The organism is Catellatospora vulcania, from assembly GCF_009720385.1.
Taxonomy (GTDB): Bacteria; Actinomycetota; Actinomycetes; order Mycobacteriales; family Micromonosporaceae; genus Catellatospora; species Catellatospora vulcania.
On sequence record NZ_ML769301.1, the window covers coordinates 890,541 to 903,727 of the forward strand.

Here is a 13,187-nt window from a genome sequence, read left to right on the forward strand (position 1 = left end):
GCCGAGGTCGGCGGCGACGGCCATTGTGGCGGTGACGACAGCGCGTCGACAATTGCCACACGTGTGCCGCTGATGCCGGTCGTGTCGGCGCGCTGTGGCCCAGGTGGGAGGGAACAGGGCCGCGCCGACACACAGGAACAGGACTTGTGCGTGCCACCAGCGGCGCCCGCGACGAACTCATCGCCGCCGAGCAGCTGCCACCCCTGCCGCACCTGGAGGACGACGCGTTGGCGAACCCGGAGGTCGTGGCGATGCTGCGCACGACGATGCCGGAGCTGCCCGACGATCCTTCCGCCGAGCAGGTCGAGGCGTGGGTGGACCTGGCCGAACTCGTACAGGATCCTGGCTTCAAGGCCAGCATCCGGCGCATGGCCGAATTTCAGGCCGCGGAGCGCGTCGACGGCGACCCAGGCGGCCTCCACCACGAGCTGACCTGACCGAGGAGATGCCCAGAGCGCGCAAGGCCTCAAGCGCGAGGGGTGAAGGCGCACCTTCGCCCGTCACTTGCTATGCGCCGTGGCAGGCTGCCGGAGTCGGCAGTGGCAGCCGGCCGCAGGTCGGTCACCTGGACCTGTCTCCGCCAAGGAGGACCTGGCCGCCGCGTTCGAGGCCTCAATGCTGGCGCCGCGAAGCGGACACTCTGAAGCGCCGGCCGGGGTTCGGGCCGGGCGTGGAGGTTATCCGCAGGGGCTGTCCCGGACGTGTCGGAGACAGGCGCAGCCTGCGTACCAGCATCGCGACCGTCGCCACCGACAGCACCTGGGTCATCCCTGCCCCGAGGCAGGTGTGGCCGCCCACCGAGAAGGGCGCATAGACCGCTGCCTTCCGCCCAGCTGCGAAGTCCCGGTCGAGGTCGAACCGCTGCGGGTCGGGGAAGTGCTCGGGCAGGTGGTGGGTGACGCACGTGGCGACAAGAACCCGCTGCCCCTGGTCGATGCGGCAGCCGCCGAAGTCGAACGCCTGCGCCGCGGTCCGGGCGGAGCCGGGCGCCGGCGGGTGGACCCGCAGCGTCTCCATCACCAGGCCGTGCAGGGCAGGTAGCTCGCGGAGCCGGTCGAAGGCGAGCGGGCCGCCGCGCTGTGCGGCATCGACCTCGTCGGTGACCCGCGCGAGCACGGCTGGGTTCCGCAGCAACACGTCGATCATGAAACTGTAGAGGTAGGCGACCGTGTTGACGCCTGCGAAGTAGCCCTGCAACGCCATCCCCGCCCGCACGTCGAGCGGGTACGGTGCACCCTGCTCGTCGGTCGCGTCGAGTGCCTGGTCGAGCAGGTCGGGGATCGCGTGTCGCGGCCTGGCCGCCCGCTCGGCGAGCGCAGTGCGGGCGAACTGGTGGATCGCGGCCCGCGCCCTGCGGTAGGCCGGCCACTGCAGTGTCGCGGCCGGCCATTTCCCGGCGATGGTGACGTCGAGGACGAGTTCGAAGGCCGATCGCAGCGTCTCGAACTGGGAGGCGGAACTCGCCCCGGTGTACGCGATGGACAGCTGAGCCGCCGCGAGCCGCTGGCACGCGTCGACCACGGGCAGCGCGGGCCGGTTCGCCCAGCCGTCAAGGATCCGCTCGGTCTCGGCGGCGACGGGCTCCCAGCGGGCGGCGAGCAGGTCGCGGGAGAGGCCGGTGGCGAGCAGCCCGCGCAGATGCCGGTGCGGGCGGCCGCGCAGTACGTGGACTCGCATGCCGAACTCCCGGTCGAGCCCGCCGAAGCTCTCCTCGCTGGTGAACACCTTCTCGCCGTGTTCGAGCAGGAAGCGGTTGGCTGCCGCGCCGGCCATGATGACGAAGGACTGGTTCAGGGCCCGCACCCGGAACACCGGGCCCAGATCCCGGTAGCTGTCCACAAGGAACTGCTGGACGTCTCCCATCATCCGCAACGCGTTGCTCAGCAACGGAACACCCGCTGCGATCGGCGGCAGTGGGCCTACGGTCACGCACGGAATCTTCCGGCACGGTTGCTAGGAAAGCCAGTGCAGGTTCGGAACGAGGACCTCTGCGGGGATGCGTTCTCGGGCGTTCGGGTGCTCCCCGCTGCCCCGTCCGATGACGTCCAGGCCCGCCGGGGTGACCAGGGACCGTGCGAACGAGAGCACGACCAGGCTCCGGTCGTCGCTCAGGTGCTCTACCTGCCACTTGCTGCTGAGCACGCGCAGCAGACCCCGCCCGCGCCAGGTGAACGCCCCGGTGGACGGGTCGAACCGGTCGACGCCGACGATCCGTTTCGTCGCGCCCCTGCGGGTGCGGTAGGAGACCTCGTCGCTGAGCGCGAACGGTTCGCCTGGGAGCAGCCCGTACCGGAACGTCGGTTGCAGCCGGCGCCCCGACAGCCACATCGGGAAGGTCGTCGCCAGGACCCGCCACTGGCCGGGAAGTGCCTCGCGCAGCGTATGCAGGTCACGCATACGCGAAGCGTACCAGCGCCGTTGCAACAGAGTGGACTCTCGTGAGCGCCCCGGGTTGCAGTCGGCCGTCGGTCCCCGTCTTGCCAACCGGGCCGGTGCGTGTGGTGCGTCGGCGGGTGGTCGAAGGAGGCGACAGCGCGGTTCGGGAGAAGCGGCCGAGTGGGCCACACACTTGACGAGGGCGTACACGACCGTGCCCTTGCCTCAAGGTTCGTCCCGTCGCCGACACGGGCATCACGCTTCCCGGGTCTCGGTCAGGCCAAAGTGGACTAATTGACTTGCTTCGCCTATACCTAGCCCAGTGACAAGCTCAGCGTCTCTCGATCTTGCCGCCTTCTTCGTCTACCGGCTTCCGTCAAGACGGTGACGTCTGCTGCGGCGCCAGCCGTGTGGGGCCCGGCCAGCGGAGCACTTCGGCGTCTTCTGCGGAGTCTGTGGTGCAGAGGGCCGCGCGACGGTTCGCGAGCGTCGCTACGCGGAGGCTCTCAGGGGCTCGAGGGCGGCCAGGATGAGGTCGAGGCCGAAGATGAACTCCTCCGCCGGGTCGTAGCCGGCAGCGACGAGCGCCGCGGCGGACTCGTTGAGGTAGGGGAACTCGTCAGGTGGAAGCTGGGGCAAGAAGACTTCCTCGGTCATGCCCGTGAACTCATCGGCGGTGTCGAACGGCAGGCTGGCTTCCTGCAGGGCGAAACCGTAGACGTAGCTGTCGAGCAACCAGTTGGCGTGCGTCGCCGTCAACACCGTGAAACCAGCCCTCCGCAGGCAGGCGGTGACCGCTTCGCGGTGGCGGAGGTTCGCGGGCCCCGGCGATGTCCGCGACTCCATCAGGCCGATCGCCCACGGGTGGCTTGCGAGAACCTGCCGGGCGGATACCGCCCGCCGTCGCATCGCTGACTGCCAGTCGGTTTCTTCGGGCGGGAGCTCGATCTCCTCGAACACGATGTCGATCATGGCGTCCAGCAACTGCTCCTTGTTCGCCACGTAGTGGTAGAGCGACATCGCGCCCGCGCCGAGCTCGCCAGCCAACCGGCGCATGCTCAGCCCGTCGACCCCCTCGCGGTCGGCGAGCCGGATCGCCTCGACTACCACCCGTTGCTTGCTCAGCCCCGCGTCTGACGCGACCTGGCGTTGTTCCCTCGCAGACACGGGTCTCCTCGCTCGCTCGAATGGCTTGACAATCGTCCAGCCTACGGTCATCGTACAGTGTACGAGCGTCGTACACTGTACGACGTACGGTGTACGAGTCGGCGAGAGTCGTAGCTCAGACGTGAGGAGGTTTCTGAGGGAATCGAACAGCGATCGAATGCCCGAGCACGCCTGGTGCCCGGGGGCGAGTCCGGCCGGGGCGGCGACGATGCGGGCCACCGTCCAGCACCGCTACGGCCCGCCCTCAGCGCTCGAGTCGTCCGAGGTCGGGCCACCGCTGCCCGGTCGAGGCGATGGCTCGTCCAGGTGGGCGCGGCCTCGGTACATCCCTGCCGCCACTCCGGCGGAGGAACCGCTCCTCTCGAAAGAAGAACCGATGACCATCCGAAAGAAAGCCCCGGACCTGCTCGACAACCCGCCGATCCCTGTGCAGGCCAAGCTCGCCGCCGCATGGACCAGCTTCATGTTCCTCTACATCTACGTCGACTACTTCCACCTCCACAAGCCCGGCGTCATCGACAACCTCCGCGGCGGCGTCGTCTTCGAGTTCGACATCAGCCCGACGTTGTTGACCATGATGCTCGCGTCCGTGGCGATCCCGGCCCTGATGGTGATGCTCTCCATGACGCTGCCCGCCCGGGTGAACCGCGCCACGAACCTCGTCTTCGCATTGCTCTACATCCCCTACTCGGTGGTCAACGCGGCAGGGGAGTCCTGGGACTGGGCCTCCTTCTACGGCCTCTCCATCGGAATCGAGGTGCTGCTCCTGGCCTTCATCCTGCGCTCCGCCTGGAAATGGCCTCGAACCCCCGCCGTCCCAGCCGGCCCCGCGACGACCGACCTTCGACAGCAGATATCCGTGCAAAGTCCCACGGCGTGACGCCGCCGCCGCGGACACCCGGCCGACCGTGACCAGCTCAGTCGCGGTATACACAGGGAACCTGCTCACCAACGGTCCGGTGTCCGCGGCGGCGGCTCACCGGCCGGTGGCCGACGCCCGTGATGGGACGCCGACCGGCCCGAGCGGCACGAGGTGCTGTCAGCGAGGCCAAACGGCCAGCGATGGCCGTCTACCGACGAGCTGGCTGGCGAAAGGCCGGTGACTGCTATCCACGGACGACAACCCGCGGCAGATACATGGAGATCATGTATCTGCCGCTTTCGTAACAAATTAGATCTCCACGAGTGAGGAGTCGTGATCGGTGCTGCTCTTGCCTCGGCAATGAACTGCGAGCAGAGTGCCCGATCCAGATATATGGAGCAAGCGACGGCCGCCACAGGTGGACCATGCGCTGGAAGGCGCCGCTCAATGCGTTTCAGATCGCCTTCGAGGGCCTCACGCCGGCCAACAACTGACCCATCAACAACCAAGATCGGCCGTCAACTCGACACTCCCGTCCCAGACGCGGCCGCCAGACCCGGCGGCGTCATGTGGGTCGGCAGCCGCCGCATCGGCCGGATGGCAGTTGCGCATCGCGACAGCCGGACGTTGACAAGGGCGTCTCATGCCCGCTGCTTCTTCAGCTTCGCGCTCAGTCGGATGGCCGAGACGAGGAAGAAAATTGCGCCGAGCGTGGCATAGCCGGCTACGCCCGCGATCATGCCGTTGCCCTGGAGCCCCTGGGTGAGGAATCCGGTGCCGGCGAGTACGGAGATGCCGCCCGAGAGCATCTGCGCGACCTGGCCGCCGTTGCGACGGTTGCGGATCGCGGCGATGAGCTGTGGCACACCGGCGATGATCGCCCACACGCCCCAGACCGAGAGGGCGGCGGGGACGGCGATCGACGAGGAGACGCCGATCGCGATCGCGATCACGGCACTGACCACGACGTTGATCCACTCTGCGGCCTTTGACCGCCGGGTGTCCGGGTCGGCGCGCAGCTGCCAGAGCACGGCTCCGGCGTCGAAGAGCGGGTAGATGACGAGGAGGACCGTCAGCAGCGCACTCGGCTCGGTGGCCTTCGCGACGGTGCCGAACATGATCCCCACCCAGATGACGGCGAAGGCGAAGCGAGTGAAATACAGCCTGCGCAACGAGTGGCCGTAGGCCGGCGCGATGGTGGATTCAGTGGTGATCATGACGTTGCTCCGATGGATTGAGGCTTCAGGCCGAATCGGGTGGTGGTGAGGTGACGGGGATGTTGCCGCGGATCGCGTTCGAGCACGGGCGTACCTGGTGCTTGCCGGCGGCAAGGGCCTCCGGGGCCTGCTGCGCGATGCCGATGTGCGCGGTCAGCGCGGCGCTCAGGGCGAGGACGCCCTCCTGGGTCTTGCCGATCGGGATCTCGGCGGTGACCGTCGAATCCTGGATCGGGGTAGTGCTCTGCGCCGCGACCAGCTTCAGGCCCGAGCGGAAGCACGGGGCCCGTCGGTGGCGAAGAGCTGCTCGGGGTTGGTCGCCCGCCGGGGCCGGCTATCGAGGCGGGGATCGCGAGGATGACGTCGAGCAGGCCGTCATCGGCGACCGCACGTCTTGCGGCGCGGCCCTCGCCGGTCGACGTGGTGGTGTAGATCGTTGGAGGCATGGTGTGTCTCCCTCGGTTGGTGACGGCATAAGTAGAGTTACTAGTTCGTCTACTTGCCTAAGGTAGACTACCTCGTACACCTGCGCAAACCGCGCCTGTGAATTCGGAGATGAGATATGCAGACCGCGATGACAGCGAGCACATCCCGGGGCCGGGCGGGGACGGCGACGCGGGCGCGGATCCTCGCGGCGGCGAACGAGCTGTTCTACGCGGACGGGATCCGCGCGACGAGCGCGGATCGCATCATCGAGCAGGTGGGGATCACGAAGGTGACCTTCTATCGCCACTTCCCCAGCAAGGGCGACCTCGTCGTCGCCTACCTGGAGCAGCAGGCGGCGGATGAGCGCGCCTGGATGCAGAGCATGCGCCGGCCGGGCGATCCCGCCGCGACGCTGGGTGCCCTGGCGGCAGGCATCGGCGAGGCCAGTGGCAACCCGGGCTTTCGCGGATGCGCGTTCATCAACGCCGCCGCCGAGTTCTCCGACGCGGGGGATCCTGTACGCGCAGCCATCGACCTGCATCGGCAGTGGATCTTCGACGAGTTCGCGAGCATCGCCGCGGACGCCGGCTCAACGGCCCCGGTACCGGTCGCGCGTCAGCTCATGATCCTCCGCGACGGCGCGATGGTGAACGGGTGCCTGGGGGACTCAGCGTCGCTCTGCGACTCGCTCACTCAGGCGTTCGCATCAGTTCTCGGCACCACGTCGGCCTGAATCGCGTTGCCCGTCATCGACGGCCGGCGGCGAGACCCAGCGGTGGCACGATGTCGCGGTGGATCATGCATTCACGCTTTCGGCAGAGCACCTCCTCACGCATCTGCGTGCTCGATGTCCCGGGCGGGAGGCTGTGGTGCTGGGCGCGCCGAGTGGTCCGATCCACCGGTGCGTCCCCAGCTTTCACGTGATCCGGCTGGGCCCGGCTCCGGGGGAGTATGACTGGATCTACGTCACTTTGCCGGCCTGTGGGAGGCCACTCGGCATCACGGTCACGCGCTGGAGTTCGTGCTGGCCGCGCCGGAGGCGTCGGACCGGCACGTCCAGACGCTGGCAATGGTGTACTTCTATCACGCGTCCGGTGGCAGTTTCGCGCTGGACCACGGCCACACCGTGCCCGTCGGACGGCCCTGGGTACCCGGCTCCGCCTGCGACCACCTGTTGGTGAGCCTGCCCTACCCGTGGGGTCCGAGCCTGGAGGACTGCCCACTGCCAGACGGCGGGCACATCCGAGCGCTATGGCTGCTGCCCATCACCAAGGCCGAGTGGCCCGGTAACCACGGGCACCAGATCCTGAGAAAGCGTAGGAACGTAACCCTGCGTCGGTGCCGCCCGCACCGCGAAAAAGGGCGATAGCGGTCACTGAACACGAAAGTCTCGGGCGGTGCCGGCGAACGCGTTGAACAGGGGTTTGCTGGGCCAGAGCTTGGGTAGTGCGAGCTGAACCCTCCGGGGAAGCTACGGTGGTGCTCGCTGTGTCGGGGTAAGGGAGTGGCAGTGAGCGGTACGTCAGTGGAGGACCTGAAGCCAGGTGATCATGCCTGTCTGACGTTCTCCGACCACGACGAGCGGCTGGACATTGTCGCGGCGTTCGTCCGCGACGGTCTGGGGCTGGGACAGAAGGTGCTGTGTCTGACTGAGTCCGTCAGCGAGGCGGCTCTGGCCGAGGAACTGGCCGGGCGCGGCCTGGGCATCGCCGCAGCGGCCCGCTCCGGGCAGCTGGAGGTCGGGCCGAGCGGGCTGTTCTTCGCACCGCAGGGCTCGTTCGACCCGGCGGCCACCATCGGCCGGTGGCAGGATCAGATCGACCAGGCCAACCGTGAGGGGTTTAGCGGCCTGCGGGTCACCGGCGACATGTGCTGGGCGCTGCGCCCGGTCAACGGTGTCGCAGAGCTGATGGAGTACGAGTCGCGGCTGACCCGGATGCTCGCCGGGCAGAACGCCACCGCGGCGTGCCAGTACGACCGGCAGTGTTTCGACACCTTGACCCTCGCCACGGCAGCCGACAACCACGGCATGAACGTCACCGCAGTCACCTACCACCACGACGCCCTGCTGCGCATCTGCCGCCAACACGTGCCGACCGGCGTCAGGGTCGCCGGCGAGATCGACTACCGGACGATCGAGCCGCTGACCCGGGCACTGGCCGAAGCCCTCGCACTCGACGACCACATCGACGTGAACCTGACCCACTTGAGGTTCATGGACACCGCGACGGCTGGGGTGATCGTCCAGACTGCGCTAGGTCTGACCGGCGCGCAGCGTATGAATGTCCGCTGCGCGGGCATGCCATTCGCGATCCTCGCCACGCTCGGCCTGGGTGAGCTGACAGGGGTGACCATGACAGCGGTTCGCCATGACGACTGAGCCCCACCGGCAGTCGCAGCATGCGGCACCGGACAGCCTGCCGGTCGACGCAGTGCTGCTGCTGGAACTTCCCTTCACCGAAACCGAACTGGTCGGTCTGCGTTCGGCGGTGGCGGCGCACGCCAGCGAGGCCGGAGTGCCCGCCGACCGCGTCGAGGTGCTCGTGTTCGTCGCCTATGAACTGGCCACCAACGCTGTACGTCACGGCGGCGGGTCGGGCCGCCTGCAGTTGTGGGCGGCGGCTGACGTCGTCTACTGCCGTATCTCCGATGAAGGTCCGGGAATCCCGGCGGGTGTAGAGGGCAAGGTGCGTCCGGAACCCGGTTCGCCCGGCAGCCGCGGCCTGTGGCTGGTGCGCACCTTCGCCGAAAGCATGCACATCACCGCAGGCGGCGGCAGATCCGCGGGCGCCACCGTGACCGCGGTGATCCCATTTCAGCGCTGACTCCACGTTCAGACGCCCGGCACGGCCGAGCCCGAGGTCGTAAGGACGCCGGCCTCGGCCGGTTGTGCTGCACGGCCACGTCGTTGGCCGTGCGGGCCGAGGTGGAGGTCTAGCGGCGTACGGTCGGCGCGATCTCGGTGGCGTAGCGGTGCCGCGACTCCTCGACCAGGCCGCGGGCCAGCTCGCCCCGATCGCGCGGGCCGTATGTGGAACCGGTCGATGCCGGGCGGGTCGCGGGCGTAGGGGATCTCCTCGGTGACCTCTTTGGAGGAGCCGACCACGACGGCCTGGCTGCGACCGGTGCCGGCGTCGAAAGACCGCGATTCGGGAAAGTCAGTCGGCCGGAGGGCTGCTCTGCCGGCGGTCGAGACGTTGCCGCAGGATCTCGATCATGGCGGAGGCGGCGGCCAGCTGGTATTCGAGGTCGATGATGCGTACCACGGCGTCCATCCGCAGGCCTTCGTCGACCAGGTGGCGGGCACGGTCCGCGCGGCGCAGGTCGTCGCGGCTGTAGCGCCGGTGGCCGCCCTCGGAGCGGTGCGATTCGAACAGCCCTGCGGTCTCGGCTGCTCGTAGGAATCCCGGTGTCACGCCGATAGCTTTCGCTGCCGGGCCCATGGCGTCGGCGGGGAAGGCGGCGTCGTCCAGTGAGCCGGTGTTGGTGGCGGTACGTGCGGGTTCGGTCATGTCCGCCGCCGTAGCCTGCTGGGCCGGGGGGGGGGGGGGGGGGGGGGGGGGGGCCCCCCCCCCCCCCCCCCCCCGCGGGCAGGGGGGGGGGGGGGGGGGGGGGCGGCCCCCCCCCCCCCCCCCCCCCCCCCGCCGGGATGCGTGTCATGCGGTGGCGGTGGCCGGCTCGCGGCTGGCCGCCTCGCCGCCGATCATGGGGCGTCCCTCGTGGGTGCTGATCGCCGTGGACGCGTCGCCTCGGGTTATCTGGATCTTTCGGGGCTTGGCCTTTTCGGCGACCGGGATGGTCAGGGTCAGGACGCCGTCGTGGTAGTCGGCGTGCACCCGCTCGAGGTTCAGCCCGTCGCCGAGTACCAGCTGGCGGCGGTAGGTTCCCGACGGCCGTTCCGAGACCAGGTATGTGACGTCGTCGAGGTCGTGGCGGTGGCGTTCCCCGCGCACGGTCAAGGTGTTGTTCTCGGTGGAGACGTCCAGGCTGTCGGCGTCGATGCCCGGCATGTCGAAGCGCACCACGATGCTGTCCGCGGTACGCAGGCAGTCCATGGGCATGAGCGCGGGAGTCCGGGCCGCGCCGAACGCCTCGCCGGCGAGCCGGTCCAGGTCACGGAACGGATCGAAACGCATGATCATGATCAACACACCTCCGGGTGTCAGGCGGATCGGATGTCCGCACGACATAAATTCTATTGCGACGAGGACAGATTTCAACGAGAGAAGCGGCGTCTCATGGTCGCGGTCCGCCTGAGTGTCGGCGTGGTGCCGTCGAACTGCCCAGCTGGACCGACCGTGCCGTTTGGCCGGCCGAGTTTTGCGCGCGGATCTGGCTGGACGGTGGCCGACAGTGCCACCTCGCCGATTTCGAAAATCTGTGGCGGCGCTAGTAGACATCTGGGTTCGACGTGTGTAGAGTTGCCATTGTTGCTAACGAAGATCTATCGAGTGCGGCAGGCGAACTGGCGCATGACGTAGGAAGCAGGACCGCCCGACGGGATCGGGTCGCGAGGTCAGGTGTGTGAAAGGGGCTTCGAGACTGCGAGTCGGGCGAAGGGCCGCATGGATCGGGTCATGCCAAGCCCAGTAGTTGTAAGACCCTGTAGGACCGCAGTTCGCAGGACCATCAGTTGATCAGGTTGTCCAGGTAAAGACGAGAGGAGTAGTGCCATCGGATCCCCGCCGGGCTTGACCGTCGGCGGGCCGCAGACCCCGAACGGAAGGTGGTCCCCGGTCGTATCCACGCGATCCCGTATACCCGTGACAGCTGGTGGGTTCGGGAACACGATGAGCCGGTGCACGTGACCGGCGATGGTATGTAACTCGATCTCCCCAAGGATCCCGGCGCCCCCAGGGCGCCGGGATCCTTGCCTGCGTTTCGAGGAAGGGCGCCTATGACCTCAGCCGACAAGTTCGACGACGACGACTATCCCGTCTACACGACGGGGCGGGCCGCCGAGATGCTCGGCGTGACCCCGGCGTTCCTGCGCTCGCTGGAAGGGGACCTGTTCGTCGCGTCCCGTTCCGGCGGCGGCCACCGCCGCTACTCGCGCTACCAGCTGCGGCCGGCCGCGCGGGTGCGTGACCGGACAGGGCACCCCGGTCGAGGCCGCGTGCCGGATCGTGATCCTGGAGGACCAGCTCTCCGAAGCCCTCGAACTCAACCGGCGCTACCAGGACGAAGGCCGGCCCCTGCCCGGTGACCGCTGAGCGGCGGGTGTCGACACACGGCGGCTCGACGTCGTGAGTAGAGGTCGAGCTGTCGCTGGAGTCACGGCTGTCGCCTGTCCACACTTGGCGCTTATGACCGTGGTGGCGACGGTCTACCGCGATCGGCGGCGTCGGCCTCGCGGCCGGGTCATGCCGGGGTTCAGCGCTGTGGTAGGCGTCAGGCGACGCGGGGTTTTGGCGACCGCCTTCCGGCGGTCTCGGGTGTTCAGTGCCGCTCACACGGCGGCCGAGGGGTTGATGACTCGAAATCGCAGGCCCCGTGTGGTCGCCTGGCGGCGGCACGTGTTCACGGCGGCGACTCCGACGTCATCGATGAATGTCACTGCGGTCAGGTCCAGCGTCGGCTCGATGGCGGCTCTGGTCCTCATGACCGCGTCGGGCGACCGAGGCCAGCAGGTGGACGGTGGAGATCTCGACCTCGCCCGCTACCACCAGGTGCGGCGTCCCGGCCAGGGTGCGCAACCGGATGCTCAGACCGTCGGCCACGTGCAGCCCGGACCTCGATGTGTTGAGTTCTGTGCGGCGAGGGAGTCCGGGACTGGCGGGGTGGTAGGCACCATGTTCACGGTTGCTCCTGCCTGCCGGCGAGCAGCGCGCCGCCGGTGCTGACCGCAAGCCTAGGGCTGGCATCAGCAGGCCGCAACGACTTGGCCACCCCGGCGGCTCGACCCGGCTCCGGGCTGCCGGCGCCGGGCGGAGCAGCCGTCCTCGATCCCGGCGGTGAAGCCGCGGTCGTGCACCGGCCGGCCGGCTCGGGTGCTGCGGCCTGCCCGCGGGTGAGCAGCTGGCACGTGCCGGTGGCGTCCAGGATCTGCCGCACCGGGTGCTGAGGGCGGATGACCCGGAAGGCCGCACCGGACCGCAGGGCCGTTGCCCGTCCCCCCAGGAGTGCTTCCAGGCCGGCCGGGGCAAGCGACGAAACCCGCACCAGGTCGATGACCAGTTGTGTGACCCGGTGGGTGTCGAGGACCGCGGCGATGGCCGCGGTGAGTTCGGCGCCTGTGCCGATGCCACCGCTGACGCCCAGGATGGCGACGCCGTTGTCGTCGACGTCCGTGGTGATGTGCGGTCGTGTCACGCGGACCGTCCTTCCGAGGCAGGCTGACGGATCAATAGGCTACGAGCGACACTCTAAAAAATCTACCTCGGCGAGACTAGACATAGTTTCCTCACATGATTAAAGTTCTGCTATCAACAGCGGTTACGTAAAGAAGCGGACGACCGCCCGGACCGCGGGCTCAGAACAGGGGTACTGCCATCGCCCGCATGGCAGTACAGATCCGTGCAAAGCACGCGTATCTAGATTGTCGGAGCTCGCGTAAGGGTGATACCAGAAGGCAAGTGGCAGAGAACGCAGAGGAAAGGGAGGGCCGTCAACACCACGGGATCGCCCGCGATCGACCTTGATCTGGTCGGGCGGACACTGCAGGACCCTGCAGGGTCTTCGGTCACGCTTATGCGATCCACGCACCTCGTGCCGCCACTGGTCGGCCGGTGCGTACGACGAGCCGACATCGGTCGGGAGATGGTGTTCGACCCGCAACCCTGGGCCCCGGCGCTTCCGCGCCGGGGCCCTCGTCATGGAGGTGAGAATTGGGCCTTGACGACAAGTTCACCGACGAGCACTACCCCGCCTACACCATGGGCCGGGCCGCGGAGATGCTCGGCACGACGCGCAGTTTCCTGCGCAGCCTCGACCAGGTGAAGCTGATCGACCCGCAACGTTCCGCCGCCGGACATCGGCGCTACACCCGCCACCAACTGCGCCTGGCCGCACGGGCCCGCAAACTCGTCGACCAGGGCGTCCCCCTCGACGCGGCATGCCGCATCATCCACTTGGAAGACCAACTCCAGGAAGCCCGCCACCACATGCAGCCAGCCTGACCGCATACGGCACGACCGGCA

14 protein-coding genes and 1 pseudogene are annotated in these 13,187 nt (G+C 68.3%); 8 read left to right on the forward strand and 7 right to left on the reverse strand.

The window, feature by feature from the left end:
* The first annotated feature begins 146 nt into the window (after positions 1–146).
* A complete protein-coding gene (locus F6W97_RS04050) occupies positions 147–437 on the forward strand; it encodes a hypothetical protein (RefSeq protein ID WP_155368706.1) in 291 nt (96 codons plus the stop codon).
* Positions 438–612: 175 nt separating this feature from the next.
* Here the strand turns inward: F6W97_RS04050 and F6W97_RS04055 are convergent, their stop codons facing one another.
* The 3 genes from F6W97_RS04055 to F6W97_RS04065 all read right to left on the reverse strand — a co-directional run bounded on the left by F6W97_RS04055 (position 613) and on the right by F6W97_RS04065 (position 3,543).
* Positions 613–1,929 (reverse strand): cytochrome P450, encoded by a 1,317-nt coding sequence (locus F6W97_RS04055; protein WP_155368707.1) that lies wholly within the window; start codon positions 1,927–1,929, stop codon positions 613–615.
* Positions 1,930–1,953: 24 nt separating this feature from the next.
* Positions 1,954–2,397: a hypothetical protein gene (locus tag F6W97_RS04060; protein WP_155368708.1), complete on the reverse strand. Its 444-nt coding sequence runs from the start codon at positions 2,395–2,397 to the stop codon at positions 1,954–1,956.
* Between the two features lie 471 nt (positions 2,398–2,868).
* Positions 2,869–3,543, reverse strand: a complete 675-nt coding sequence (locus tag F6W97_RS04065; RefSeq protein WP_155368709.1) for a TetR/AcrR family transcriptional regulator — start codon at positions 3,541–3,543, stop codon at positions 2,869–2,871.
* A gap of 376 nt (positions 3,544–3,919) precedes the next feature.
* Between F6W97_RS04065 and F6W97_RS04070 the strand changes: the two genes are divergently transcribed.
* Positions 3,920–4,423, forward strand: a complete 504-nt coding sequence (locus F6W97_RS04070; protein WP_155368710.1) for a DUF6326 family protein — start codon at positions 3,920–3,922, stop codon at positions 4,421–4,423.
* Between the two features lie 623 nt (positions 4,424–5,046).
* Here the strand turns inward: F6W97_RS04070 and F6W97_RS04080 are convergent.
* Positions 5,047–5,622, reverse strand: a complete 576-nt coding sequence (locus F6W97_RS04080; RefSeq protein ID WP_155368712.1) for a hypothetical protein — start codon at positions 5,620–5,622, stop codon at positions 5,047–5,049.
* Between the two features lie 562 nt (positions 5,623–6,184).
* Between F6W97_RS04080 and F6W97_RS04085 the strand changes: the two genes are divergently transcribed.
* The 4 genes from F6W97_RS04085 (at position 6,185) to F6W97_RS04100 (ending at position 8,873) form a co-directional block, all read left to right on the forward strand.
* Positions 6,185–6,781 carry a TetR/AcrR family transcriptional regulator gene (locus F6W97_RS04085; protein ID WP_155368713.1) on the forward strand — a complete coding sequence of 199 codons (597 nt, stop codon included), beginning with the start codon at positions 6,185–6,187 and terminating at the stop codon, positions 6,779–6,781.
* 246 nt (positions 6,782–7,027) lie between these two features.
* The gene (locus F6W97_RS41500) at positions 7,028–7,417 is read left to right on the forward strand and encodes a suppressor of fused domain protein (protein WP_407924536.1); all 390 of its coding nucleotides are present in this window, start codon (positions 7,028–7,030) and stop codon (positions 7,415–7,417) included.
* A 141-nt stretch (positions 7,418–7,558) separates the two neighbouring features.
* Positions 7,559–8,428: an MEDS domain-containing protein gene (locus tag F6W97_RS04095; RefSeq protein WP_196278964.1), complete on the forward strand. Its 870-nt coding sequence runs from the start codon at positions 7,559–7,561 to the stop codon at positions 8,426–8,428.
* Positions 8,418–8,873, forward strand: coding sequence for an ATP-binding protein (locus F6W97_RS04100; RefSeq protein WP_155368715.1), 456 nt, complete (start codon positions 8,418–8,420; stop codon positions 8,871–8,873). The genes F6W97_RS04095 and F6W97_RS04100 overlap by 11 nt, the downstream gene beginning before the upstream one ends.
* A gap of 333 nt (positions 8,874–9,206) precedes the next feature.
* Here F6W97_RS04100 and F6W97_RS04105 read toward each other — a convergent pair whose 3' ends face one another.
* Entirely contained in the window at positions 9,207–9,560 is a 354-nt protein-coding gene (locus tag F6W97_RS04105) for a MerR family transcriptional regulator (RefSeq protein ID WP_155368716.1), read from the reverse strand.
* A 144-nt stretch (positions 9,561–9,704) separates the two neighbouring features.
* Complete coding sequence (locus tag F6W97_RS04110) at positions 9,705–10,190, reverse strand: Hsp20/alpha crystallin family protein (RefSeq protein ID WP_155368717.1); 486 nt, start codon at positions 10,188–10,190, stop codon at positions 9,705–9,707.
* Between the two features lie 755 nt (positions 10,191–10,945).
* Here F6W97_RS04110 and F6W97_RS04115 point away from each other — a divergent pair.
* Positions 10,946–11,261, forward strand: a pseudogene (locus tag F6W97_RS04115) (MerR family transcriptional regulator).
* Positions 11,262–11,844: 583 nt separating this feature from the next.
* Here F6W97_RS04115 and F6W97_RS04120 read toward each other — a convergent pair.
* Positions 11,845–12,360 carry an STAS domain-containing protein gene (locus tag F6W97_RS04120; protein WP_155368718.1) on the reverse strand — a complete coding sequence of 172 codons (516 nt, stop codon included), beginning with the start codon at positions 12,358–12,360 and terminating at the stop codon, positions 11,845–11,847.
* A 563-nt stretch (positions 12,361–12,923) separates the two neighbouring features.
* Between F6W97_RS04120 and F6W97_RS04125 the strand changes: the two genes are divergently transcribed.
* Entirely contained in the window at positions 12,924–13,166 is a 243-nt protein-coding gene (locus F6W97_RS04125; protein ID WP_155368842.1) for a helix-turn-helix domain-containing protein, read from the forward strand.
* The last annotated feature ends 21 nt before the right edge of the window (positions 13,167–13,187 follow it).